The sequence below is a fragment of the Pseudomonas sp. 9.3L genome, from assembly GCF_058536285.1.
Window position 1 is genome coordinate 1773365 of the sequence record NZ_JBZUBK010000001.1, and the last position, 23854, is coordinate 1797218.

The 23854-nt window shown below is 61.7% G+C and carries 19 protein-coding genes; 12 read left to right on the plus strand and 7 right to left on the minus strand.

Going from position 1 to position 23854, the window contains the following annotated elements; translation table 11 throughout:
• Window positions 1-10: 10 nt before the first annotated feature.
• The gene (locus tag AC4LE2_RS08045) at window positions 11-1075 is read right to left on the minus strand and encodes an AraC family transcriptional regulator (protein ID WP_491825256.1); all 1065 of its coding nucleotides are present in this window, start codon (window positions 1073-1075) and stop codon (window positions 11-13) included.
• Window positions 1072-2112, minus strand: coding sequence for a carbon-nitrogen hydrolase family protein (locus tag AC4LE2_RS08050; RefSeq protein WP_491825257.1), 1041 nt, complete (start codon window positions 2110-2112; stop codon window positions 1072-1074). Before AC4LE2_RS08050 ends, AC4LE2_RS08045 begins: the two co-directional genes overlap by 4 nt.
• 169 nt (window positions 2113-2281) lie before the next feature.
• Between AC4LE2_RS08050 and AC4LE2_RS08055 the strand changes: the two genes are divergently transcribed.
• The 9 genes from AC4LE2_RS08055 to AC4LE2_RS08095 all read left to right on the plus strand — a co-directional run bounded on the left by AC4LE2_RS08055 (window position 2282) and on the right by AC4LE2_RS08095 (window position 14407).
• Window positions 2282-4318: an FAD-dependent oxidoreductase gene (locus AC4LE2_RS08055; RefSeq protein WP_491825258.1), complete on the plus strand. Its 2037-nt coding sequence runs from the start codon at window positions 2282-2284 to the stop codon at window positions 4316-4318.
• Between the two features lie 5 nt (window positions 4319-4323).
• The gene (locus AC4LE2_RS08060; protein ID WP_491828086.1) at window positions 4324-5214 is read left to right on the plus strand and encodes a 1-aminocyclopropane-1-carboxylate deaminase/D-cysteine desulfhydrase; all 891 of its coding nucleotides are present in this window, start codon (window positions 4324-4326) and stop codon (window positions 5212-5214) included.
• A 109-nt stretch (window positions 5215-5323) separates the two neighbouring features.
• Complete coding sequence (locus tag AC4LE2_RS08065; protein WP_491825259.1) at window positions 5324-6262, plus strand: 2-dehydro-3-deoxygalactonokinase; 939 nt, start codon at window positions 5324-5326, stop codon at window positions 6260-6262.
• A 23-nt stretch (window positions 6263-6285) separates the two neighbouring features.
• Window positions 6286-6906, plus strand: coding sequence for a 2-dehydro-3-deoxy-6-phosphogalactonate aldolase (locus tag AC4LE2_RS08070; RefSeq protein ID WP_491828087.1), 621 nt, complete (start codon window positions 6286-6288; stop codon window positions 6904-6906).
• Window positions 6907-6950: 44 nt separating this feature from the next.
• The gene (gene dgoD / locus AC4LE2_RS08075) at window positions 6951-8099 is read left to right on the plus strand and encodes a galactonate dehydratase (RefSeq protein ID WP_491825260.1); all 1149 of its coding nucleotides are present in this window, start codon (window positions 6951-6953) and stop codon (window positions 8097-8099) included.
• A 55-nt stretch (window positions 8100-8154) separates the two neighbouring features.
• Window positions 8155-9468: an MFS transporter gene (locus AC4LE2_RS08080; protein WP_491825261.1), complete on the plus strand. Its 1314-nt coding sequence runs from the start codon at window positions 8155-8157 to the stop codon at window positions 9466-9468.
• A 69-nt stretch (window positions 9469-9537) separates the two neighbouring features.
• The gene (locus AC4LE2_RS08085) at window positions 9538-10314 is read left to right on the plus strand and encodes an IclR family transcriptional regulator (protein WP_491828088.1); all 777 of its coding nucleotides are present in this window, start codon (window positions 9538-9540) and stop codon (window positions 10312-10314) included.
• 49 nt (window positions 10315-10363) lie between these two features.
• The gene (locus AC4LE2_RS08090; protein ID WP_491825262.1) at window positions 10364-12097 is read left to right on the plus strand and encodes a S8/S53 family peptidase; all 1734 of its coding nucleotides are present in this window, start codon (window positions 10364-10366) and stop codon (window positions 12095-12097) included.
• Window positions 12098-12256: 159 nt separating this feature from the next.
• Window positions 12257-14407, plus strand: coding sequence for a TonB-dependent siderophore receptor (locus AC4LE2_RS08095; protein WP_491825263.1), 2151 nt, complete (start codon window positions 12257-12259; stop codon window positions 14405-14407).
• A 57-nt stretch (window positions 14408-14464) separates the two neighbouring features.
• On the opposite strand, the gene AC4LE2_RS08100 is transcribed toward AC4LE2_RS08095, so the two are convergent.
• Together AC4LE2_RS08100 and AC4LE2_RS08105 are read right to left on the minus strand one after the other, a co-directional pair.
• A complete protein-coding gene (locus AC4LE2_RS08100; RefSeq protein ID WP_491825264.1) occupies window positions 14465-15607 on the minus strand; it encodes a hypothetical protein in 1143 nt (380 codons plus the stop codon).
• A gap of 70 nt (window positions 15608-15677) precedes the next feature.
• The gene (locus AC4LE2_RS08105; RefSeq protein WP_491825265.1) at window positions 15678-17333 is read right to left on the minus strand and encodes an electron transfer flavoprotein-ubiquinone oxidoreductase; all 1656 of its coding nucleotides are present in this window, start codon (window positions 17331-17333) and stop codon (window positions 15678-15680) included.
• Window positions 17334-17819: 486 nt separating this feature from the next.
• On the opposite strand from AC4LE2_RS08105, the gene AC4LE2_RS08110 reads away from it, so the two are divergent.
• From AC4LE2_RS08110 to AC4LE2_RS08120, 3 genes are all read left to right on the plus strand, one after another.
• On the plus strand, window positions 17820-18569 hold the full coding sequence (locus AC4LE2_RS08110) for an electron transfer flavoprotein subunit beta/FixA family protein (RefSeq protein ID WP_491825266.1): 750 nt from the start codon (window positions 17820-17822) through the stop codon (window positions 18567-18569).
• A complete protein-coding gene (locus AC4LE2_RS08115; protein WP_491825267.1) occupies window positions 18569-19498 on the plus strand; it encodes an electron transfer flavoprotein subunit alpha/FixB family protein in 930 nt (309 codons plus the stop codon). Before AC4LE2_RS08110 ends, AC4LE2_RS08115 begins: the two co-directional genes overlap by 1 nt.
• A 91-nt stretch (window positions 19499-19589) precedes the next feature.
• Complete coding sequence (locus AC4LE2_RS08120; RefSeq protein WP_491825268.1) at window positions 19590-20402, plus strand: substrate-binding periplasmic protein; 813 nt, start codon at window positions 19590-19592, stop codon at window positions 20400-20402.
• Here the strand turns inward: AC4LE2_RS08120 and AC4LE2_RS08125 are convergent.
• The 3 genes from AC4LE2_RS08125 to AC4LE2_RS08135 are packed head-to-tail and all read right to left on the minus strand — an operon-like array spanning window position 20396 to window position 23843.
• Window positions 20396-21991, minus strand: a complete 1596-nt coding sequence (locus AC4LE2_RS08125; protein ID WP_491825269.1) for a gamma-glutamyltransferase family protein — start codon at window positions 21989-21991, stop codon at window positions 20396-20398. The genes AC4LE2_RS08120 and AC4LE2_RS08125 overlap by 7 nt on opposite strands.
• A 23-nt stretch (window positions 21992-22014) precedes the next feature.
• A complete protein-coding gene (locus tag AC4LE2_RS08130) occupies window positions 22015-22899 on the minus strand; it encodes an ABC transporter permease (protein ID WP_491825270.1) in 885 nt (294 codons plus the stop codon).
• On the minus strand, window positions 22899-23843 hold the full coding sequence (locus AC4LE2_RS08135; protein WP_491825271.1) for an ABC transporter permease: 945 nt from the start codon (window positions 23841-23843) through the stop codon (window positions 22899-22901). The genes AC4LE2_RS08130 and AC4LE2_RS08135 overlap by 1 nt, the downstream gene beginning before the upstream one ends.
• Window positions 23844-23854: the final 11 nt, after the last annotated feature.

Genomic DNA, 23854 nt, shown 5'->3' on the forward strand with positions numbered 1-23854 from the left:
ATGACACAGGTCATGCGCCAGGCGGTGCCTCCCCTGCGCGCTCGGCCTTGCAGGCTCGCCGATACGCACCTGGCGGCTGCCCAGACCAGCGCCTGAAGGCGCGCTGAAAGGCTTCGGTAGAGGTAAACCCCAGCAGGTAGGTTATTTCCCCCAGGCTCAGCTCGGTGTCACGGATGTAGGCCATCGCCAAGTCGCGGCGAGTCTGGTTGAGGATGTCTCGAAACCCTGTGCCTTCTTCGGCAAGCTTGCGGCGCAAGGTCCAGGCCGGAAGTTTCAAACGTGCCGCTACATGCTCCAGGTCGGGCTCCCGCCGCCCCTCCAGCAGCGGCCCAAGCAAACTCGCCACCCGCTCGGTCAGGCTGCGGGCGCGGGTTTGCCGGGCCAGGGCCTCCTCGCACAAACGCAGCAACTGATGCCAGGTGCTGGGGCAGTGCTCAAGGTTTCTCAGGCCTAGCGCCGCGTGGCCAAGGCGCAGGCGATTGGTGCTTGCGGCAAACTGCACAGGCGTCTCGCTCAACGGCTCGTACAGGGCGGCATAGGCGGGCGCCGTACACTCGATGTCGATACGCTGCGCCCGCAGTGGGCAGCCGGCCACGGTTTCCAGTTGGCGCAACCAGCCGCTGAGCACGGAATCGACCACGAAGCGGTTGTACGTGTTGTAGGGGCTGATGGAGTAGAAGTTCAACCATGCCCCCTGTGCGTCCTCCTCAAAGCTGGACTGCCCACGGTAGTTCACGCCGTACAACGGCTCGAAGCGGATCAGCGCGCGTGCGGCTTCCCGTACCGTGGGCGCCTGGGCGGCCGTAATGCCGGCAAGCCCTGCATGGGCCAGGCGCGCTGCGCCCCCCATCGTTAGGCCCAAGGCCGTGTTAGCGGTCAGCTGGATCGCGGCATGCCCCAGGCGCATATACCGCGCGATGGACAGCCTGGCCCCCGGCTGTGCCAGGCGGGCATGGTCAAAGCCGTAACGATGCAACAAGGGCTCAGGGTCCAGGCCATGCTGGCGGACCGCCGCTGCCAGGGCCTGAAGAAAGCCTACCGAGATATCCCCTAAGCGCACCTGGGCTGTACTCACAGCCACAGGTTCAACATGCCCGCACCCATGGCCGCCTGGCTGGGGTGGGCGTGCTCCGCTGCCCGCCAGCTGTACCCCTCACCGGCACCCACCCGGCTCCAGAACCGCCCGTGCAGGTACACCACCATGCCGGCTGGCGCTGCGCTGGTCAGTGACGGCAATCCACCCGGCGCAGGCGTCTGCCCCACCTGGCCTGCCAGGAATGCGGGCACTGCCAATGCGCTGACGTTCGCCTGGTGCACCCAGGCCTGCACTTCGGGCGCCCAGGCGTCTTCACCCAACGCCACGGCCACTGGGCCTGCCGGTGTCTGCACTTGCTGTACCGCCAGCGCAGGCCCTGCGCTCAAAAACCTGCGAAAGCGCACTTGGTGCTGTCGCAACGGCGCTGCCAAGGGTTTGCCATCAGGCCCAAAGCTGACCGCCACGTTGTACAACGCGCCATCCCCTACGATGAGCCGGCCGGCCTTCAACTGCGGCTCGGGCAGGATGATGGAGCCGGCTATCAACGTAATGCCGAACTGGTGCGCCAAGCCTCCGAAGACCCGCTGGTAGTCCTCGGCCATGCGCTGGGCTTTCATCCGCAACTGGGCTTCGGGGAAGCGATGGTGGCCATGGCTTTTGAGCCACGCCTGAAGAAACGGCAGGGGGTTGCTCAGGGTCAGCCACCCGCTGGCAGCCTCTAGGTGGTCTGCCTGGTACACCTGGTCTTTTTCGCCGCTCAACCATAACCAAGTGCCTACATGTTCGGGCAGCACCACGATGGTCTTGGAAGTGAGCAGGCCCTGGGCACGCGCCTGGCGCAGGTAAGCCTCGAACTTTACCTGCAGGCGGTGCGCGCTCTGATAGTCGGCCGGTGCCATGCGAGGTTGCAGCCCCAGTACATTGCCCCGATCACGGGCCTGCCCCTGATCGCTCAATAGCTCGATACGCAGGTCAGACAGGTAATGGGCCACCGGGCGTTGGGCGGCCCACCAGGCGTATGCCGCGCCCCCCACTAACAGGGTAGTAAGGCAGACGAGTACAACGAGTTTGCGCATATCAGGCCAGACACAGCAGAAAACAGTGACCCATAGGGTATCACCCTGTTTATTTGGATCAATGACTTGTTAGTTTCGGTCATTGAGTGTGGGCCGTGCGCTCTTTACTGTCGCTGCCATAACCGGAGGGGCCGCGTTGAGCCACCCCGCGCCTGCTGCTGGAGCTACCATGACCACGGAACACTATCCTCATTTATTGGCCCCGCTCGACCTGGGGTTCACCACCTTACGTAACCGCACCCTGATGGGTTCTATGCACACCGGCCTTGAAGAAGTGAAAGGCGGTTTCGAGCGCATGGCCGTGTACTTCGCAGAACGCGCTCGGGGCGGGGTGGGGCTGATGGTCACCGGTGGCATTGCGCCCAATGAGGAGGGCGGGGTGTACAAGGGCGCGGCCAAACTCTCCACGGCCGAGGAGGCCGAGCGGCACCGCGTGGTGACCGATGCGGTGCATGCCGAGGGCGGCAAGATCTGCTTGCAAATTCTGCACGCCGGGCGTTACGCCTACAGCCCAAGCCTGGTCGCGCCGAGCGCCCTACAGGCCCCGATCAACCCCTTCATGCCTCACGCGCTAGACGAAGCGGGTGTTCAAAAGCAGATTGCCGACTTCGTCAACTGCGCGCGCCTGGCCCAGCGTGCAGGCTACGATGGCGTAGAGATCATGGGGTCGGAAGGTTACTTCATCAATCAGTTCCTGGCCGCTTGTACTAACCAGCGCACCGACGGCTGGGGCGGCAGCTATGCCAATCGCATGCGCCTGGCCGTAGAGGTGGTGCGTCAGGTGCGGGAGGCAGTGGGCGAGGCGTTCATCATCATCTTCCGCCTGTCCATGCTTGACTTGGTTGAAGGCGGGAGCGACTGGCCTGAAGTGGTAGCGCTGGCCCAGGCCGTGGAAGCCGCTGGGGCCACGCTGATTAATACTGGGATCGGCTGGCATGAAGCACGCATCCCCACCATTGCCACCAAAGTGCCCCGCGCTGCGTTCGCGCAGGTGACTGCCAAGCTGCGCGGTGCGGTGAAGGTGCCCTTGATTACGACCAACCGCATCAATACCCCGGATGTGGCAGAGCGGGTGCTGGCTGAGGGCAATGCAGACATGGTTTCGATGGCACGGCCGTTTCTGGCCGACCCCGCCTTCGTGGCCAAGGCCGCCCTGGGTCGCGCCGACGAAATCAACACCTGTATCGCCTGTAACCAGGCCTGCCTGGACCATACCTTTGCGGGCAAGCTCACCAGTTGCCTGGTCAACCCACGGGCCTGCCACGAAACAGAGTTGCTCTACCTGCCCACCCAGGCGGCCCGCCGCATCGCGGTGGTGGGCGCCGGGCCGGCGGGGCTGTCCGCAGCCACGGTGGCGGCGGAGCGTGGGCATGAGGTCACCCTGTTCGAGGCGGCTGACCACATCGGCGGGCAGTTCAATGTAGCGCGGCGTATCCCAGGCAAGGAGGAGTTTGCCGAGACCCTTCGTTACTTCGACCGCAAGCTGAGTACCACCGGGGTTACCGTCAAGCTGGGCCATCGCGTGACGGTGGCAGCCCTGCTAGCAGGCGGGTTCGATGAAGTGATTCTGGCAACGGGCATCGTGCCGCGCGTGCCGCTCCTCGAGGGGGTGGATCACCCCATGGTGATGAATTACCTCGACGTGGTGCTCGGTCGCCGGCCGGTTGGCAAGCGGGTAGCGGTGATTGGCGCCGGCGGTATCGGCTTCGATATCAGCGAGTTTCTGGTACATCAGGGCGCAGCCAGCAGCCTGAGCCCGGAGGCCTTTTGGCGTGAATGGGGGATCGACCCTTCCTTGCGCGCCCGCGGGGGTGTGGCGGGGATAGCGCCTGAGGTAGGCGCGCCTGCACGGCAGGTCTGGCTGATGCAACGCAAGGCCACCAAGGTCGGCGACAGCCTGGGCAAGACCACGGGCTGGATTCACCGGGCTGGCCTTAAAAGTAAGCAGGTCACCCTGCTTAACGCGGTGGAGTACCTGAAGGTAGACGACCAGGGTTTGCACATCCGCGTGGCTGGTGGTGAGCCGCGGTGCCTTGAGGTGGACAACGTGGTGATCTGCGCCGGGCAGGATCCGTTACGTGACCTGGAGCAAGGCTTGCGCGAAGCGGGCCTGCCCGTGCACTTGATCGGTGGCGCGGACGTCGCGGCCGAGCTGGATGCCAAGCGCGCCATCAACCAGGGGGCACGGCTGGCGGCAGCGCTGTGACCGTTATCTCTGGCAGGCTGCTGCCACCGCTGCAGCCCTTGTGCCTGCCATGGCTAAGCGACGCGGGCATTCAGGCCGCGATCCTGCGCCTGGACCTGATCGACCCGCTGGTGAGTGGCAACAAGTGGTTCAAGCTGCGCCCCTGGTTGGACGACGCCCGGGCAACCGGCGCTCCCGGCCTGATCAGCCTGGGCGGGGCCTGGTCTAATCACCTGCACGCGCTGGCGGCGGCTGGCCAGCGGGAAGGCCTTCGCACCGTAGGCCTGCTGCGCGGCAACCCTACGCCTACCGCCACCCTGGACGACCTGCTTACCTGGGGCATGACGGTGCACTGGCTGGGCTATGGCGGCTATCGAGCGCGCCACGCTCCGGGCTTTTGGGCACCGTGGCTGGCGCGTTATCCCGGCATGCTGGCCATTCCTGAAGGCGGCGCCTGTTCACGCAGCCTGGACAGCTGCGCCGGCCTCGTGGCACTGGCTGAGGCACAACTCCCTACGCTGGGCTGGGCAGGGTTCGATGCCTGGTGGCTGGCGGCAGGCACCGGCACCACGCTGGCAGGGCTGGTGAAAGGTGAGGCAGGCAGGCGGCCTGTGCACGGCGCGCTTGCGGTGCCGGAAGGTCATGGCGCCGAGGCCAATGTTGCGGCCCTGGTGGGCGAACAGGGTGTTCAGTGGCACCCCGCTAGCCGTGGAGGCTTTGGCAAGGCCGATGACACCCTGATTGCCTTCATGCATGACTGCGAGTGCTGGAGTGGGGTACCGCTTGAACCCCTCTATACCGCCAAGGCGTTGTTTGCATTACGAGAGGCCGTTGAGGCAGGGCAGATTAAGCGCGGCACGCGACTCGTGTTCGTTCATACCGGTGGCTTGCAAGGGCGGCGTGGTTTCAACTGCTAGCGTCGGCAGAATTCCCATAATGTGGGATTTGGAATTACATATTGAGATTTAGGCGTAGGCGCGTATATAGTCAGACTATTCGCGGCGCATAAGAACAATAGGTAAACCGATGCAAACCATATTGATCGGGCTGGACTGGGGCACTTCTTCGCTCAGGGCGTATCGCTTCGGCGAGCGCGGTAAGGTGCTGGATGAACGAGCGCTACCCTTGGGCATCATGCAGGTCGAAGGCCAGCGGTTTGACGAAGCACTCGCCCAGGCCTGCGGTGATTGGCGCAGCACCGCCCCGGCCGTGCCCTTGATCGGTTGCGGCATGATTGGCAGCGCCCAAGGCTGGCGTGAAGCCCCGTACTGCCCCGCACCTGCCGATGCAGGGGGATTGTCGCAGCACCTGGTGGCCATCCCGCTCAGTGACGGCGGGCAGCTGCATATCATTCCCGGCGTGTTGCAGCAGGGCGTTCTGCCCAATGTGATGCGAGGCGAAGAAACCCAGGTGCTTGGGCTGCTCGATGCTCTGGCGCAGGGCAACCATGCGCTGCCTACGCTGATCGGCTTGCCGGGTACCCATAGCAAGTGGGTACAGGCCACGCAGGGCGCCATCCAGCATTTCGATACCTTCATGACCGGCGAGCTGTATGCAGCTGCCTGTGCGCATACCATCCTGGCGCGCACACAGCGCCCGGCCCAAGGCTTTGAGGCTCAGGCCTTTGACCGAGGTGTGGCCGTAGCGCTTTCAGCGGCGGGCCAATTGGGCGTGCTCTCTACACTCTTCAGCGCGCGCACCCTCGGGTTGACGGGGGCGCTCGCACCCACCGAACAGGCCGACTACCTTTCAGGGCTGATGATTGGCCACGAAACCGGTGCGCTGTATGCCCGCACGCCTGCGTTATCGCAGCCGGGCGGGCGGATCGTTTTAGTGGGCAACCCTGCCCTTTGCCAGCGGTATGAACGGGCACTTCGCGCCTGCGGGGTCGACGACGTCAGCCTTGCGGCCCAGGCGACCGAGCGCGGCCTGTGGTTGCTGGCCGCCGCCGCCGGCCTGGTTTAACCCTTCAAGAGGAATAAGGCATGTTGCTTAAAGACGCCATGGCCATAAACGGCTTGATCGCGATCCTACGTGGCCTGCGCCCCGAGGAAGCCCTTGCGGTGGGGGAACAGTTATACGCCAGTGGCCTGCGGGTGATCGAGGTGCCGCTTAACTCTCCCCAGCCACTGGCAAGTATCCACGCGCTGCGCGACGGGTTGCCCGCCGACTGCCTGATTGGCGCCGGTACGGTGCTCACCGAGCAAGACGTACTGGCCGTGCGTGATGCCGGGGGGCAACTGATCGTGATGCCGCACAGTGATCGCAAGGTGCTGCGCGCCGCCAAGGCCGCGGGTCTGCAATTGGCCCCAGGCGTGATGACCCCCACGGAGGCCTTCGCCGCTTTGGAGGAGGGGGCGGACGCTCTCAAGCTGTTCCCTGCCGAAGCCCTGACACCTGCGGTGGTGCGCGCCCTGCTGGCGGTGCTGCCCAAAGGCACGCCGCTGATACCCGTAGGCGGCATCACAGCCGACAACATGGGCCCTTTCCTGGCGGCAGGGGTAGCGGGGTTCGGGCTGGGTTCGGGCTTGTTCAAGCCGGGCCTGTCCGCAGCAGAGGTGCGCCTGCGTGCCGATGCCTACACGCAGGGCTGGCGATCGACGCGCTAAGCCATCGCTGCCTGGTCATTTTTTCTGATAACAAGAGATTCGCGATGAAAATCACCCGACTGAGCACCTTTATCGTCCCTCCCCGTTGGTTGTTCCTGAAAATCGAAACCGACGAGGGCATCTGCGGCTGGGGCGAGCCGGTGGTAGAGGGCCGCGCCCATACCGTGGCCGCCGCGGTCGAGGAATTGGCCGACTACCTCGTGGGCAAAGACCCTCGCCATATCGAGGACCACTGGCAGGTGCTGTACCGAGGCGGCTTCTACCGGGGCGGGGCGATACACATGAGCGCCCTGGCAGGTATTGACCAGGCCCTGTGGGACATCAAAGGCAAGGCCTTGGGCGTTTCAGTGAGCGACCTGCTGGGTGGCCCGGTACGCGACAGGATCCGTGTGTACTCCTGGATTGGCGGCGATCGCCCTGCCGAAACCGCCAAGGCGGCTCAAGAAGCCGTGGCCCGCGGGTTTACAGCGGTGAAGATGAACGGCACCGAGGAGATGCAGTTCGTTGACAGTTTCGAGAAAGTAGACCGCGCCCTGGCCAGCGTGGCGGCCGTGCGCGATGCCGTGGGGCCGAATGTGGGCATCGGTGTGGACTTTCACGGTCGGGTCCACAAGCCCATGGCCAAAGTGCTTATCAAGGAACTCGACCCCTACAAGCTGATGTTCATCGAAGAGCCGGTGCTCAGCGAGAACTATGAAGCCCTCAAAGAGCTGGCGCCGCTCACCAGCACGCCCATCGCCCTGGGTGAGCGGTTGTACTCGCGCTGGGACTTCAAGCGCATTCTCAGTGAAGGCTATGTAGACATCATTCAGCCCGACGCCTCACACGCCGGTGGGATCACCGAAACCCGCAAGATCGCCGCCATGGCCGAAGCTTACGATGTCGCCCTGGCGCTGCACTGCCCACTGGGCCCCATTGCCTTGTCGGCCTGCCTGCAACTGGACGCCGTCTGCTACAACGCTTTCATCCAGGAGCAGAGCCTGGGCATTCATTACAACGAAAGCAACGACCTGTTGGACTACGTGCACAAGCCGGAGGTGTTCGACTACGACAAGGGCTTTGTGAAGATCCCCAACGGGCCGGGCCTGGGCATCGAGATCAACGAAGCCTACGTGCGAGAGCGTGCCGCCATCGGCCACCGCTGGCGTAACCCGATCTGGCGTCACGCCGACGGTAGCTTCGCTGAATGGTAAGCGGCGCCCGCACAACTCGATGACCTGAGCCCCACAACAACAAGAGGCTTCGCCCATGCAGACCCAGGCAGCACGCCCCCTGGGGGCCAGCACCGCCCTGGCACGCCCCAGCCGCAAGCGGTTTTTTATCATGGTGTTGTTATTCATCACCGTGGTTATCAATTACCTGGACCGCTCAAACCTGTCCATCGCAGCGCCCGCACTGACCGCCGAGTTAGGCCTGGACCCGGCCCACGTGGGCCTGGTGTTCTCGGCGTTCGGCTGGACCTACGCCGCCATGCAAATCCCCGGCGGGTGGCTGGTGGACCGGGTACCGCCGCGCATTCTGTACAGCGTGGCCTTGCTGCTGTGGTCGGTGGCCACGGTAGCACTGGGGTTTGTGGGCAGCTTTATCGCGTTGTTCGTGCTGCGCATGGCGGTAGGCGCGCTGGAAGCCCCGGCGTACCCGATCAACAGCCGCGTGGTCACTACCTGGTTTCCAGAGCGGGAGCGGGCCACGGCCATCGGCGTGTACACCTCCGGGCAGTTTGTAGGGCTTGCATTTCTGACGCCGGTGCTGGCCTGGTTGCAGCAAGCCTATGGCTGGCACATGGTGTTCGTGATGACCGGGGGCGTGGGCATCGTATGGGCGCTTGCCTGGTACGTCCTTTACCGTGAGCCTCAGGAGTTTCGCGGCGCGAATGCTGCCGAAGTGGCCCTTATCAAAGAGGGCGGCGGCCTGGTAGACATGGCCCGCACGCCCAAGGCGCGCGGGATCGACCTGGGTGACCTGAAGATCGTCCTGACCCAGCGCAAACTATGGGGCATTTACCTCGGCCAGTTTTGCCTGAATTCCACCCTGTGGTTCTTCCTGACCTGGTTCCCCACCTACTTGGTGAAATACCGGGGCATGGATTTTCTCAAGTCCGGCTGGCTGGCCGGTGTGCCCTTCCTCGCCGCCTTCTTTGGGGTGCTGTGCTCTGGCTTGTTTTCCGACTGGTTGATTCGGCGGGGCGCAAGTATCGGCCTGGCGCGCAAGCTGCCGATCATTGCCGGCCTGCTGATCTCTACCAGCATCATCGGAGCCAACTGGTTCGACTCCACGCCTATGGTCATCGCGTGCCTGGCGCTGGCTTTCTTCGGTAATGGCCTAGCGTCCATTACGTGGTCCCTGGTATCCACGCTGGCCCCCGAACGGCTGTTGGGGCTTACCGGTGGCATGTTCAACTTCATCGGTAACCTGTCAGCCATCGTCACGCCGGTGGTCATTGGCCTGCTGGCCACGGGTGCATCCTTCGCCCCCGCGATCACCTACGTGGCCTGTACGGCCCTGGTGGGTGCGCTGTGCTACGTGGTGCTAGTAGGTAAGGTGGAGCGTATCCGCGCCTAGGGCACAGGTGACGGTGCGTGGCGTGCCGCCGATAATGCGCGCTGCTTTTCAGGCCAGGGCCTACTCATGATGTCCAGCGATACTCCCAAGGCCGTGCCCAGCGGCACCCAGACCCTGCTCCGGGGGCTTGCAGTTATCCAGGCGGTAGCCGCCGGCGCCCATGACCTCAGGGCTATCGCCGCCTGCGTGGGTACCACGCGCAGCACCACGCACCGGCTGGCCAGCGCCCTGGTAGACGAACGCTACCTGCGCCTGAGCGCGGTCAATGGTTACCGCCTGGGGCCGAAGCTGATCGAGCTGGGCTTTCAGGCCCGTGACGACCTGCCCCTGCCAACACTGGCAGCACCCTGGCTGAACGAACTGTCTGCCTTGACCGGGGATACGGTGCACCTGGCAGTGCGCGAAGGCGACCAGGTGCTGTACCTGCACAAAAACCCTGGGCGTAACGGCCCGGAAATGCGCTCCAGGGTAGGGCTGCGCATGCCGTTGACCCGGACAGGTATCGGCAAGGCGCTGTTGTTGGACAGCCCCGAGGCGGAATGGCAACGCCTGTTCGAGGAGCAACCGGCGCCTTCTGCGGTGTGGGCGGGGCGGGTAGAGCCGGGCTGGCCGGCGTTCCTCCAACGGATGCAGGGCTACGTGGCCGCGCAGTATGCGTTTGACCTCGAAGACAACGAGCCCTCAATCCGTTGCGTTGCGGCGCCGGTGCGTGATGCCAGCCAGCGCATCGTGGCTGCGATCAGCGTGGCCAGTACCGTGCCCTACATGCCCCTGGCGCGTATGCAGGCCCTCGTTACCACCGTGCAGGCCACGGCGCATGGGCTTAGCCGTGAGCTGGGAGGCTGAACCAAGCTACGTGGCGTACGGTCACACCAGCAAACGAAGAAGGCCTCTCATGGAACGACGTTGGCTGTTTTTTTTAACCCTCAGTGCCATCGCGGCAGATGCGCAGGCCGATACCCCGTTGCGTCTGGAGCAGCTCGAACGCTGCGGTGACCTGCTGGACACTCAACGTCAGGTGTTTTGCCTCAAGGCGCGAGGCCTCGACGACGGGCCCCTCACCCTGTGGGTGGGTAACGCAATGAAGGCCGTGGAGCGCGACGGCGACCACTTGCGGCTTACGCTGCAAACCGGCAAGGACACTAGCGGCCCGTTGCGGCTAGAGCAAAGCGGCCGCGCCAGCAACAACGTGTGGTTGAGCATGGCAGGCAACCATGTGATTGCAGCCAAACCCAACGAAGTGGTCACCAATGCTGAGGGTCTGGACACCTACCTGAACCTCGTCAGCGTAGTGATCGAAGAGCGTTACGCTGGCCTCAAACAGGCACGCCAATTGGCCGAACAGTACGGTGCCAACGTGGTGGGGGGAATTCCTGCACTCAACACCTGGCAACTGCGCTTGCCCGTCAAGACCTTGATCGAGCGAGACGCATTGCTACTGCGCCTGAGCCATGAGCTGAGCGTGGATGCCGTTGTCGTGGAGGAAACCTCCGCCGAGGACGCTGAGCACGAAGCGCCCAAGGTACCCACCGGTGGCGATGAATGGGCCGCTAACCGCTTTGCCGACGCTGTTAACTATTACCGCCGCCGGGTCGCTGCCCGCGGCGCGGAAGTCGCCCCTACGGCCATCAAAATTGGCATCATCGAGCGCAATGTGGATTTCGATTCGCCGGATTTTGCTGAATACCTCGGTGCGTGCGCGTTGCCCCGTACCTGCTTGTATGCACGGGATGCACTTACGCCTCAAGCCCACGGCTCAACCGTGGCCGGAGTGCTCATGGCCCACTGGCAAAAAGGCGGCAATACCGGGTTTCTGCGAGGCTTGGAGGGTGTAAGCAAAGGCTTCGAAGTGATCGTAGAACGTGACTCCGATGCGGGCGTCACCGCCAACGTGGCAGCCTCTGTCAACTTGGTGGAAGACGGCGCACGGGTGCTCAATTGGAGCTGGGGGCTGCACCGTATCGGCACGCGTACGGTAGCGGGCGAGGCTGCCGACACCCAGGTGCGCTCCGGGCTGGCCATGGCGGGCTATGAAGAGCTGCTAGAAGAGTTCTTCCGCTGGCTCCGGGACAAGCACCCTGACGTGGTGGTGATCAATTCGGCCGGTAACGCAGCCGCGGCCGCTGGCCTGGATGAGTACCGCCTGCCTTCATCCTTTACCACTGACCAGTTGCTGGTAGTTGGAGGGCATCAGCGTAGCGATCAACCCGGCATTGCGATTGAGCGCCCCGACTACGCGACCCGGCGCGCCTCTTCGAATCTGGACCGACGTGTAGACATCGCCGCCGCAGCCTGTACTCATGGGGTTGACCCCGGCATGGACGAGCAGGGAACCGTGCATTGCGGCACCTCCTTTGCCACGCCCATGGTGAGCGGGACCGTAGCCGCCATGCTGTCCATCAACCCTCACCTGAGCCCACGCCAGCTGCGCATCTTACTGCGCCGCAGTGCCCTGCCTGTGGGGGGCGACGACGATTTCGAGCGAGTGGACGGTGAAGACCTCACTGCGCCGATCCTACCTTCTGAGCGCAATTTCGACCTGCATCACCCTGACGTTGGCCGCTCGGCCAGGCTGGATATGCAAAAAGCCCTGGAATTAACCGTAAAAAGTCGGGAAAGGCGGCGATGAGTTAATTAAAACAAGAGAGCGAATCGTTCTTATTTACACGAACATAAACTTTTTGTTACTTTGCGGCCCCCACGTAGCCCTTTGCTACCTGCCGGGCTGTCGAAGGCCCAGGGTGCAGCAGGGTGATACGTGCATTTTGCCTATCACAGGAATCACAAGATGCTCCGTCCCGCTCTTCCCGCCCTGACTATTGCGATCTCGTTCGGCTTGTATGGCCCCGCCCATGCTGAAGACGCCCCGGTAACCCTGGGCACGGTCAACGTCAATGCCGAGGCGACCCTCAAGGGCGCCAGCACCACCGAAGGTACTCAGTCGTACACCACTGGGGCGATGAGTACGGCCACCGGGCTGCCCTTGTCCATTCGGGAAACCCCGCAGTCGGTGAGCGTGATGACGCGTCAGCGCATGGATGACCAAGGCATGAACGACCTCAACGACTTGGTGAAGTACGCGCCAGGGGTAACATTGCGTAAGTACGGTGGGGACCGGCAGTCGTTCTTGTCCCGTGGGTTCAAGATCGACAACATCATGTACGACGGGCTGCCCACTAGCATCAACACCTACACCCAAGACGTAATTTCTTCGGCTGACCTGGCAATGTACGACCGTATCGAAGTGGTCCGCGGCGCCACCGGGCTGATGACCGGCGCTGGCAGCCCTTCCGCTACCTTGAACCTGGTACGCAAGCGCCCTACGGCGATACCTCAGGTAAGCGTAACCACCAGCGCTGGCAGCTGGGACCGCTACCGCACTGAAGTGGACGCCTCCAACAAGCTCAACGAAGCTGGCACCCTGCGGGGTCGCGTGGTGGGCGCTTACCAGGACGGCAACAGCTTTACCGACCAGAAAGACAACCAGCGCCAGACCTTTTACGGGGTGATCGAGGCGGACCTGAGCGACGCCACCACCTGGACGCTGGGCGCTTCCAAGCAGCGCGATGACAACGTTTCGGACTGGGGTGGCCTGCCCAGCGGCCCCAACGGCGAGGACCTGCACCTCAAGCGCTCAAGCTTTTTGAGCAACGATTGGGCGTATTGGGACAAAGACAACTATTCGCTGTTCACGGACGTGACCCATCACTTCGACAACGGCTGGACGGCCCGCGTGGCAGGGTCGAAAATCTGGGCAAAGGCTGACACCTTCTCGAACTACCTCAGCTACACCGGTAGCGACCTTTACCAGTATTCAGGCAAGTACAAAGACGAAGATGTACAAACCAACCTGGATGCGTCGCTGAGCGGGCCCGTTCAATTGTTCGGTCGCGAGCATGAGCTGAGCGTTGGCGCCAGCCGGCGGCAGGAAAAGTTTGACCAATGGGGCGGCTACTGGACACAGGGCACGCTCATTGACCCCTATAACTTCAACCCCGGCGTCATCGCCAAACCCAATCCTGCCGACCGCAAGCCTTACTCGGGCCGAACCACCAATACTGAGAAAAGCGTGTACGCCGTAGCGCGGTTCAACCCTATCGACCCGCTTCACGTGATCGTGGGCAGCCGGGTGTCCTGGTTCGATTATGAGGACCGCGTGGCCAGCAAGAACGACTACAGCGTGACGCGGGAAGTGACCCCCTACGCCGGTGTGATTTATGGCCTCAACGACACCTACTCGGTGTACGCCAGCTACACGGAAATCTTCAAGCCCCAGAGCGAGCAGGACATTACCGGGGCGGCGCTGGACCCTATGACCGGGGAGAGCTATGAGATCGGCATCAAAGGCGAGTACTTCGACGGCGCCTTGAATGCATCCGTAGCCCTGTTTGATATGACCCAAGAAAACCGCGCTTATCGCCTGGCGCCTCAACCAGATATTTGTAGACAGCAAAACAGGACCTGCAACCAAGCAGCGGGAGAAGTACGTAGCCAGGGTATCGACGCGGAGCTGACGGGTGCATTGACACCAGATTGGCAGTTCTCGGCGTCTTATACCTACGTGCTCAGCCAGGTATCCGAAGACCCTAACGAGCGCAATGAAGGGCGGTTGTTCGCGCCGAATCAGCCCAAGCACCTGTTCAAGGCGGCCACTACCTACCACTTGACAGGCGATCTGAGCAAAGTACGGATAGGGGCGGACATGTTTGCTCAGAGCAAAACCTTTGAACAAGTAAGCACCACAGCGAATGCTCACCAGGACGCTTACGCCGTAGTAGGCTTGATGGCGGGTTATAAGTTCGACGAGCACTGGGATGGGCGCGTTAACGTCAATAACCTGTTCGATCAGCGCTACTTCCAAGGCATCCCTACAGGTTCGGGCAGTGGCGTTTACGGCGACCCACGGAACCTAATGTTCTCGCTGAAGTGGACTCTCTAAGCGCTGTTGAGTAAGAGCGCGCGCGACTAACGTTTCAAGTTGGTCGCCGCTCCCTCTCTATGCGTTGGCGTTGCTGTCACGCAATTGCTGAAGCACTTCATTGGTAAAGTAGGGTTCATCTTCGAACCAGAAGATGTAGTTCAAGCCAAGTGGGTGTTCGGCAAATGCCAGTAGGTCCGCTACGGTATTCTTCTGGCCAGTCTTCGGGTTGATTTGCCGTAAGTTGCCTTCCTGCACGGCCATGCCTTTCACTAAAGACTCTGGATAGTTTTTGAAAAATCCATACGTTTGCGCCATGTGGCTCTTACGGTAAGGCATCAAGTCGGGCCCACCCACACCCATCTTCAGCTTTTGAGCCTGCGCGAATAAGCTCGCCATGTAACCTTTGTCCTCCCACGGTAGCCACTCGCCCGGTAAGAAGTTGAGGTAGACCATGGGGGTAGAGTGTTTGAAAGCTGTGGCCAGCGCGTGCATGTTGCTTTTGATCGCATCGACATACACCTGCGGGTCGAAATCCTCAGGAAAGCGCGTATGCCCGTTGGCATCTTCAGTACCAATCTCGATGGAGCTTTCACTGAAATTGATGCCTTCGATTTTCCCGTCAAACGCACGCCCAAGCTGCGCTATCAGTGCCTGATAACGGTCCCTGACCGGCGCTTCCCACATCTTGGCGGACCAGCCATATTCATCGTCGCTGGGCGGTTTGTTTGGGTCGCGCTCAGGCGCGCTCAGCATGCTTTGCTTCACCACGCCACCCTTGTACCGCAGGCCAGTAACGATATAGTCCGGAACGTTCTTGCGCGGCGTGAATGACTTTTCCTGGAGTTGTATCCAAAGCTTTTTGCCAACGGCGTTCAAGTAGTTGATATCAGCCTGAATTGCGCTGAAGTCATAATGGCCCTCGATGGGCTCCAGGCTGCGCCAAGTGTAAACAACCTGTGCCCCACTAAAGCGAGGGTCATGCAGCGACGTGTTGTTTCGAATGTTCTGCCCGCCGGGCTCCCGGTGAGGGAAATAAATATAATGTTGAGGCGCCGCCAGTGCGGCAAGTGAGGGGGCGAACAGCCCAAGGAGGAGACAGCAGGAAAGAAGGGCGCGCATAAGATCCACAGCCGTTAATAGGGTGTACAGGCCATAAGTCTGGCCTCCTGATAAGTGGCAGGAATAATAACGCGCGCTGAATGCGGGGAAAGCCTTCATTCTATACAGGGTGTTACCCGCCAGGCTGTGTGAGCACTGGCAAGTATCGAGGCACGTCACTAACGCGTTCTTACATATTGGGGTAGGTAGGCCCGCCTGAGCCTTCGGGCGCCACCCAAGTAATGTTCTGCGCCGGGTCCTTGATATCGCAGGTTTTGCAATGCACGCAGTTTTGGGCGTTGATTTGGAAGCGCTTGTCGCCGTTTTCCTGGGTGACCACTTCGTACACGCCGGCTGGGCAATAGCGCTGTGCGGGCTCGTCGTAAAGGGGCAGGTTTTTGGCGATGGGTATGCTCGGGTCCCTGAGCTTGAGGTGGCACGGCTGCTCTTCTTCGTGGTTGGTACCCGATAAGAACACCGAGCTGAGCTTGTCGAAGCTGAGCTTTCCATCAGGGCGCGGGTACTCGATTTTCTTCGAGTCCTTAGCCAGCTTAAGGCAGGCATAGTCTGGAGTTTTATCACGCAGGGTGAAGGGTAGCTTGCCACCGAAGAGGTTCTGGTCTACGAAGTTGAACGCGTTGCCCTTGATCGCGCCCCACTTGTGAATAGCGGCCCCGAAGTTGCGGCTGGTGAAGAGCTCGTCGTACACCCAGCTTGCCTTGAAGGCTTCTGGGTAGGCGGTGAGCACATCACCCCCCTCGCTGCCCGCCATCAGGCGATCAACTACCGCATCAGCGGCCAGCATGCCGGATTTCATCGCTGTGTGGCTGCCCTTGATCTTGGCAAAATTCAGTGTCCCCAAATCACAGCCGATCAATGCGCCACCAGCGAAGACCATTTTCGGCAGTGCGTTCAAGCCTCCTTTTGTGATCGCTCGCGCGCCGTAGGACACCCGCTTGCCGCCTTCCAGGTATTGCTTGACCACGGGGTGGTGCTTGTAACGCTGAAACTCGTCGAACGGGGAGAGGTACGGGTTGCTGTACGACAGATCGACGATCAACCCCACCACCACCTGATTGTTCTCCAGGTGATAAAGGAAGGAACCCCCTGGGTTCGCATCGTCCAGGGGCCAGCCTGCCGTGTGCATCACCAGGCCTTGCTCATGACGCCCCGGCTCAACGTCCCAGATTTCTTTCAGGCCGATGGCGTAGTGCTGGGTGTCGGCCTCGCTGTCCAGGTTGTACTGCTTGATCAGCTGTTTGCCGATATGGCCTCGGCAACCTTCGGCGAAGAGCGTGTACTTGCCACGCAGCTCCATTCCCGGTGTATACATGCCGCCCTTGGGGTTGCCTTCGCGGTCTACGCCCATGTCACCGGTGAGGATGCCACGCACCGTACCTTGCTCGTCTATCAAGGCTTGCTGTGCCGCGAAGCCTGGGTACACTTCCACGCCCAGGTTTTCTGCCTGCTGCGCCAGCCAGCGGCAGAGGTTACCCAGCGAGATAATATAGTTGCCCTGGTTGTGCATGGTCTTGGGTACCAATGCGTCAGGGATCTTGCGAGCGTGCTCCGACGTTTTCAGCACGTAAACGTCATCGCGCGTGACAGGTGTATTGAGCGGCGCGCCCATGGCCTTCCAGTCAGGGAACAGTTCAGTCAGCGCGCGGGGTTCGAACACGGCACCGGACAAGATATGAGCACCCACCTCGGAGCCTTTTTCAACCACGCAGACGCTGATGTCCTGACCGGCTTCGGCGGCCTTCTGCTTGATACGGCAGGCAGCGGACAGGCCGGCAGGGCCAGCACCGACAATGACCACGTCGAATTCCATGCATTCGCGTTCCACAGGTTATCTCCTAAACACAGGCAGGTACGGTTCTTCTAATAGGGTAGGCGGCACGCTGGCCAAACCTGTAACGGGCACTCGATAAGATGATACGCAAGGCAGCGCAAGCGCGGCGCGAGCCGTTGTCCCGGTGGCGCATTATATCTACACCAACAGGCTGGTCCAAATCAAACGTTTGTTTGAATTTGCTAGACGTCAATAAGCCGGGCCTTCCTGGCCGGGCCTTCCTGCAGTGTGACCGTGCGGTTCCGCGTATTGACCGAGTTTTCCTATACGGTCAAGATACGAGCGGTTTCTGGCCAGCTGTTGTCTATAACAACTGGTTTCGCGCCGTGTGGTGGCTTCCGGGCCCAAGGCTTAGGGGCAGGCCTATCCTGCCGCGCTACCTGGCGCCCGCCGTGCAAAGGCTCGACGCCAAGGCGGGCCCACAGCGTTCGCAAGGCTTGCCCTGCGACATTTTATTCACCGGAGAGTAACGAGGAATCCATGAAGGTTCTTGTAGCTGTCAAACGAGTGGTCGATTACAACGTCAAGGTCCGCGTCAAGGCGGACAACTCCGGGGTCGATCTTGCCAACGTCAAGATGAGCATGAACCCGTTCTGCGAAATCGCTGTTGAAGAAGCGGTGCGCTTGAAGGAAAAAGGCGTGGCCACCGAAGTCATCGTGGTCACCGTGGGGCCCACCACGGCTCAAGAACAATTGCGCACCGCCCTGGCACTGGGTGCCGACCGCGCCGTACTGGTAGAAACCACTGAGGAGCTGGGCTCGCTGGCCATTGCCAAGGCGCTCAAGGCCGTGGTCGATAAAGAACAGCCTCAGTTGGTCATCCTGGGCAAGCAGGCGATCGACAGTGATAACAACCAGACCGGCCAAATGCTCGCCGCCCTCACTGGTTACGCCCAAGGCACCTTTGCTTCGAAGGTTGAAGTCACGGGCGATACGGTCAACGTCACCCGTGAAATCGACGGCGGTCTGCAAACCGTTGCTCTCAAGCTACCGGCCATCGTGACCACCGACCTGCGCCTAAACGAACCGCGCTACGCGTCGTTGCCTAACATCATGAAGGCCAAGAAGAAGCCCCTCGAAAGCTTCACCCCGGAGGCACTGGGCGTTTCAACCACCTCTACAAGCAAAACCCTCAAGGTCGAAGCCCCTGCGGTTCGGGGTGCGGGGATCAAGGTCAAGTCGGTGGCTGAACTGGTCGAAAAACTGAAAAATGAGGCGAAGGTAATCTGATGGCAATCCTGGTTATCGCTGAACACGAAGACGGCGCACTGGCAGGCGCCACCCTCAATGCCGTTGCCGCCGCTCAGCAAATTGGCGGGGACGTGCATGTACTGGTAGCCGGGCAGGGCTTAAGCGCCGTTGCCGATGCAGCTGCCAAGGTCGCTGGCGTGGCTAAGGTACTGGTAGCAGACAACGCCGCCTATGCTCACCAGCTTCCTGAAAACGTCGCACCGCTGATTGTGGGCTTGGCCTCGGGGTACAGCCATGTACTGGCGCCGGCGACCACTAACGGCAAGAACTTCATGCCGCGGGTCGCTGCGCTGCTGGACGTGGATCAACTGTCCGAAATCATTGCCGTCGAAAACCCGGATACCTTCAAACGGCCTATTTATGCCGGTAACGCTATCGCTACCGTGCAGTCCAACGCAGCAGTCAAAGTTATCACCGTGCGCACCACGGGTTTCGATCCAGTTGCCGCCGAGGGTGGTGCTGCTGCCGTGGAGGCCGTGGGTGACGTTCAGGACGCAGGCCTTTCTTCGTTCGTGAACGAAGCTCTCGCCACCTCTGACCGGCCAGAGCTTACGGCCGCCAAGGTTGTGGTTTCCGGTGGCCGTGGGATGCAGAACGGCGACAACTTCAAGCATCTTTACAGCCTGGCGGACAAACTGGGCGCCGCAGTAGGTGCTTCGCGCGCCGCCGTTGACGCAGGTTTCGTGCCTAACGACATGCAGGTTGGGCAAACCGGCAAGATCGTCGCGCCGCAGCTCTACATTGCCGTGGGTATTTCCGGGGCGATCCAGCACCTGGCGGGAATGAAGGATTCCAAGGTGATCGTGGCGATCAACAAGGACGAAGAAGCGCCGATCTTCCAGGTAGCAGACTACGGCCTGGTAGGTGACTTGTTCGAGATTCTGCCGGAGCTTGAAAAGCTAGTGTGATCGAAAACGCAGCGGCGGGTCGCTAGCAAGCTAGGCTGCTACCGGCGTCACCGCAGCACGCGGCCTTGGGTCTCTCTGGAGCGCTTTTCATATGCCTGTCCCCCTCCGCTGGCTTTCGGGTGTAGCGCTGCTGCCCTCCCTGGCGTTTGGGGCGGGCAGCTGTGAGCGCCTTGTGGTGACTGCCAGCCCTGATGCGCCGCCTTATGCCTGGCGTGACCCAGCCGACCCTCATCGGCTGATTGGTGCCAGTGTGGAGGTGCTCGTAACTATCGCCAGTGAGCTGGGTGTTAAGCTCGATGTGCTGTACACCGGAAAACGCGCCCAGGCGTTGGAAGAGGTGCGCACGGGGCGGGTGGATATCCTGGCGGATGCGGTGTTGATCGACGCGGACCTCGACCACCTGGATTACGTTTACCCACCGTTGGCGTTGAATGATTACCTCGTGTGGTCACGCGAGGGCGCGCCCGCGCGCTACACGGCCCTGGCAGACCTGTCGGGGCAGTCAGGTTTGATATCGGCAAAAGCGCGCCCAACGGCTGCGTTTGCACGCTTCGCCGCGGAGCACCTTCAACTCACAACAGCAGACAACCTGACGCATACCCTCAAGCAATTAGCACTGGGCCAGGCCGATTACGCCATTGCGCCACGCTATGCAGGCGAGGCCGCCGTGGCCGCGCTTGGGCTTACCGACCGCTTGCAGCCTCACGCCTTGACCGTCGACCGGCCGGGCGTCTATGTAGCCATCGCCCAAGACTCGGCGTGCAACGATGGTTGGCTACGCGGCCAGTTGGCCAAGAAAATGACCGAGCTGGCAGCGTCTGGGGGCATCCAGGCCATCCTTCAGCGCAACGCCGAGCGCTGGAAACTCCAGCAGCAGCAGGCGGCTGGGCCAGGGGCTCAGTAGGCCGCTACCAAACCATCCTTGCGCGGGTCAGTGCCTCCTACATAGCCATGCGCGGTGCGCTGTATGATTTGCGCGCCGCCGAAGGCGAAGACGCCGCTGGGGTCTTCCACCTGCAGATCATGCCCTTTAGCCCTGAGCGCCTCTATCACGGCAGGGTCGAACGTGCGCTCTACCGCGACTTTGAGCCCGGACTCAATCCTCCAGCGAGGCGCATCGGCAGCGGCTTGAGGGTTCTGCTTATAGCGCAAGATCCGCATCATCATTTGCAAATGCCCCTGCGCCTGCATCGGACCCCCCATCAACCCGAACGACATCAGCGGGGTGCCGTCGGCATTCATCACAAAGCCCGGAATGATGGTATGGAAGGGGCGTTTGCCAGGTGCAACGGTATTGACGTGATGAGGGTCAAGGGTGAACCCGGCGCCTCGATTCTGAAGGCTTATGCCAGTGCCGGGCACCACGACACCTGAACCAAAGCCCATGTAATTGGACTGAATGAACGACACCATCATGCCGCTTTCATCTGCGGCTGACAGGTACACGGTACCGCCCGCCTTGGGCGACCCATGGCCTGGGTTGGCCGCTTGGTCATTGACCAGTGCTGCCCGCTCGGCCAGGTAGTCGGGCGCCAGCAGGTGCTGTGCTTGCAGGCGCATGTGCGCATCGTCGGTCACGTGCTCGTTAAGGTCGGCCAGCGCCAGCTTCATGGCCTCAAGCACAAGGTGCACAGTATCCACGCTATCGACTGGGTGCTCTCCGACGCCCAGGTTTTCAAGCAGGGTAAGGCCCGCCAAGGTGGCAATGCCCTGGCCATTGGGTGGTAGCTCGTGGACCACGGCGCCCGCGTAGGGCACAGACAAGGTGTCGATCCAATCCACGCGATGGCTGGCCAGGTCATCCAGGATCATCACGCTACCGTGAAGGTGGGCATGGGCAATGATGGCCTGTGCCAGTTCGCCTTTATAAAACGAATCGCCCTTGGTCTTGGCGATGGATTCCAGAGTGCGCGCATGGTCAGCGAGTTTGATTTTCTCGCCAGGCTTGGGTGCCTGGCCGCCTGGCAGGAAACACTCGGCAAAGCCGGGTTCGTCCTTGAGCAAGGCAGCGCCGCGCCGCCATAGCTCGGCAATGATGGGGGTCACCTGGTAACCCTCGCGGGCATAGCCAATGGCGGGCTGTGCAAGGGTTTCGAACGGTAGTTTTCCGTAGCGCTCCGACAGGGCCACCCAGGCCGACACGGCACCTGGCACCGTGACTGCGCCCCAGCCCCGCTGAGGCATCTCGGTCTGGCCTTCGAAGTAGTCTGCCGTCCAGGCCTTGGGTGAGCGCCCGGAGGCATTCAAGCCTTGCAACTGCTTGCCGTCCCAGACGATGGCAAAGGCGTCACTCCCGATACCGCAGCCGGTGGGTTCGACCACGGTCAGCACCATGGCGGCTGCGATGGCAGCGTCCACCGCATTACCGCCCTGGCGCAGCATGTCCAGGCCGGCCTGCGCAGCCAGCGGCTGGGAACACGCCACCATGTTGTTGCCCATCACCGGCGAGCGGGCCGAGGGGTAGGGCTGCTGGTAATCCAGATCATCGAACATACGGTCGTCTCTTTAGCAGTAGGTCAGCTTTTAGGGTCTAGGGCGTCGCGCAAGCCATCGCCCAACAGGTTGAAGCACAGTACCGTGATGTAGATCGCCACGCCTGGGGCAATTGACATCCAAGGCGCCTGCTCCATGAAGTTTTTTGCAGTGTTGAGCATCGAGCCCCAAGAGGGCGAGGGCGGTTGTTGCCCCAGGCCAAGAAAGGACAGGCTGGCTTCGGCCAGGATCGCCGAAGCGATGGTCAGCGTGGCTTGCACCACCAAAGGCGAGAGCACGTTGGGGAGTACATAGCGCCAAATGATCCAGCGGTCAGGCAGGCCGATCGCGCGGGCGCCTTCCAGGTAATCCTCATGACGGATGGCTAACACTTGGCCGCGGGTAAGGCGCGCAAAGATGGGCATCGCCGACAGGCCGATGGCAATCATCGCGTTGGTCAGGCTTGGGCCGAGAAAGGCTCCCAGGGCAATGGCCAGTACCAGAAAGGGGCAAGACAGCAGAGCCTCCATGACCCGTGAGATCACCGCGTCCAGCTTGCCGCCAAAGTAACCCGCCAACAGGCCCAGCGGCACACCAATAACCATCGCAATCGCAACCGACACGGCCCCTGCCAGCAGCGAGCTGCGCGCGCCCCACAGCAACCGGGAAAACAGGTCACGCCCTAGCTCATCGGTTCCCAGCCAATACAGCATCGACGGCGCCTTGCGCACCGCCAGGAAGTTCGCCTTGAGCGGGTCATGTGGCGCGATCCAGGGCGCAAAGACGGCCGCAAGAATAAACACCAGCAACACCGCAAGGCCCAGTACCGCGCCTTTGTTAGCCAGAAACTTACGCACGAAGGGTGAGCGCGTACGTGGCAGGGTGCCCAGTTGAGTGCCGCTTGCAGCGGGGGACATCGTCGCAGTCATCAGGCCGTCCTCAAGCGCGGGTTGATCATCCGGTACAACACGTCTGCCAGCAGGTTCAGCAGCAGGAACCCAATGGCCACGCACAGCACAACGCCTTGCACCACGGCATAGTCCCGGTTGAATACCGCATCCACGATCATCTTGCCGAAACCGGGAATGCTGAACACCTGTTCGGTCAGTACCGCACCGCCAAGGAGTTCACCGAATAACAACGTGGTAAGGGTTACGATGGGCATCAGGGCGTTACGCAGCGCGTGCTTTAGGATCACGGCGCGGGGAAGCAACCCCTTGGCCCGGGCAGTTCGAACGTAGTCGGCGCGCAACACCTCAAGCATGGCGCTGCGGGTATGGCGCATCAGTACCCCCGAGAGCCCGGCACCGAGTACAAAGGCAGGCAGGATCAAGGTTTTGAGGTTCTGCCCGATATCCTCACCCAAAGGCACGAACCCCGAGGCCGGCAGCCACTGGAGTTTCACCGCGAAGACCAGAATCAGCAGGATCCCCAGCCAAAAATGCGGGATGGAGATGCCCGATAACGCCAGCACGTTCGCACTGTAATCCACGGCAGTGCCTTTGCGCACTGCCGAAATCACACCGGTCGGGATGCCGATCAGTAAGGCCACGATCAAGGCCAGCACTGCCAGTTCCAAGGTAACGGGCAGCTTGGAGGCGAGCAGGGTGGTTACTGGCTGCTCGGTGCGCAGCGACGTGCCGAAGTCCCCCTGCAACACATTACCTACCCAGTGGATGTACTGGAGGGGTACCGGGTCGTTGAGGTGGTACTTCTCTCGCAAGTAGTCCATCACTGCCGGGTCGCGCTCTTCGCCTGCCATGGCCTGCACCGGGTCACCCGGTAGCAGCTTTTGCAGGGTGAACACGAACAGTGAGACCAGGATCAGCGTCGGGATGGCGCTGAGCATCCGTCGAAGGATAAATGTCAGCATAGTGACTCCTC

What these genes read in the sequence shown, in the direction of transcription:
- AC4LE2_RS08050 (WP_491825257.1), bottom strand. Translation starts at nt 2,112, where the DNA reads ATGCGCAAACTCGTTGTACTCGTCTGCCTTACTACCCTGTTAGTGGGG.
- AC4LE2_RS08055 (WP_491825258.1), top strand. Translation starts at nt 2,282, where the DNA reads ATGACCACGGAACACTATCCTCATTTATTGGCCCCGCTCGACCTGGGG.
- AC4LE2_RS08065 (WP_491825259.1), top strand. Translation starts at nt 5,324, where the DNA reads ATGCAAACCATATTGATCGGGCTGGACTGGGGCACTTCTTCGCTCAGG.
- dgoD (WP_491825260.1), top strand. Translation starts at nt 6,951, where the DNA reads ATGAAAATCACCCGACTGAGCACCTTTATCGTCCCTCCCCGTTGGTTG.
- AC4LE2_RS08080 (WP_491825261.1), top strand. Translation starts at nt 8,155, where the DNA reads ATGCAGACCCAGGCAGCACGCCCCCTGGGGGCCAGCACCGCCCTGGCA.
- AC4LE2_RS08085 (WP_491828088.1), top strand. Translation starts at nt 9,538, where the DNA reads ATGTCCAGCGATACTCCCAAGGCCGTGCCCAGCGGCACCCAGACCCTG.
- AC4LE2_RS08090 (WP_491825262.1), top strand. Translation starts at nt 10,364, where the DNA reads ATGGAACGACGTTGGCTGTTTTTTTTAACCCTCAGTGCCATCGCGGCA.
- AC4LE2_RS08095 (WP_491825263.1), top strand. Translation starts at nt 12,257, where the DNA reads ATGCTCCGTCCCGCTCTTCCCGCCCTGACTATTGCGATCTCGTTCGGC.
- AC4LE2_RS08100 (WP_491825264.1), bottom strand. Translation starts at nt 15,607, where the DNA reads ATGAAGGCTTTCCCCGCATTCAGCGCGCGTTATTATTCCTGCCACTTA.
- AC4LE2_RS08110 (WP_491825266.1), top strand. Translation starts at nt 17,820, where the DNA reads ATGAAGGTTCTTGTAGCTGTCAAACGAGTGGTCGATTACAACGTCAAG.
- AC4LE2_RS08115 (WP_491825267.1), top strand. Translation starts at nt 18,569, where the DNA reads ATGGCAATCCTGGTTATCGCTGAACACGAAGACGGCGCACTGGCAGGC.
- AC4LE2_RS08120 (WP_491825268.1), top strand. Translation starts at nt 19,590, where the DNA reads ATGCCTGTCCCCCTCCGCTGGCTTTCGGGTGTAGCGCTGCTGCCCTCC.
- AC4LE2_RS08125 (WP_491825269.1), bottom strand. Translation starts at nt 21,991, where the DNA reads ATGTTCGATGATCTGGATTACCAGCAGCCCTACCCCTCGGCCCGCTCG.
- AC4LE2_RS08130 (WP_491825270.1), bottom strand. Translation starts at nt 22,899, where the DNA reads ATGACTGCGACGATGTCCCCCGCTGCAAGCGGCACTCAACTGGGCACC.
- AC4LE2_RS08135 (WP_491825271.1), bottom strand. Translation starts at nt 23,843, where the DNA reads ATGCTGACATTTATCCTTCGACGGATGCTCAGCGCCATCCCGACGCTG.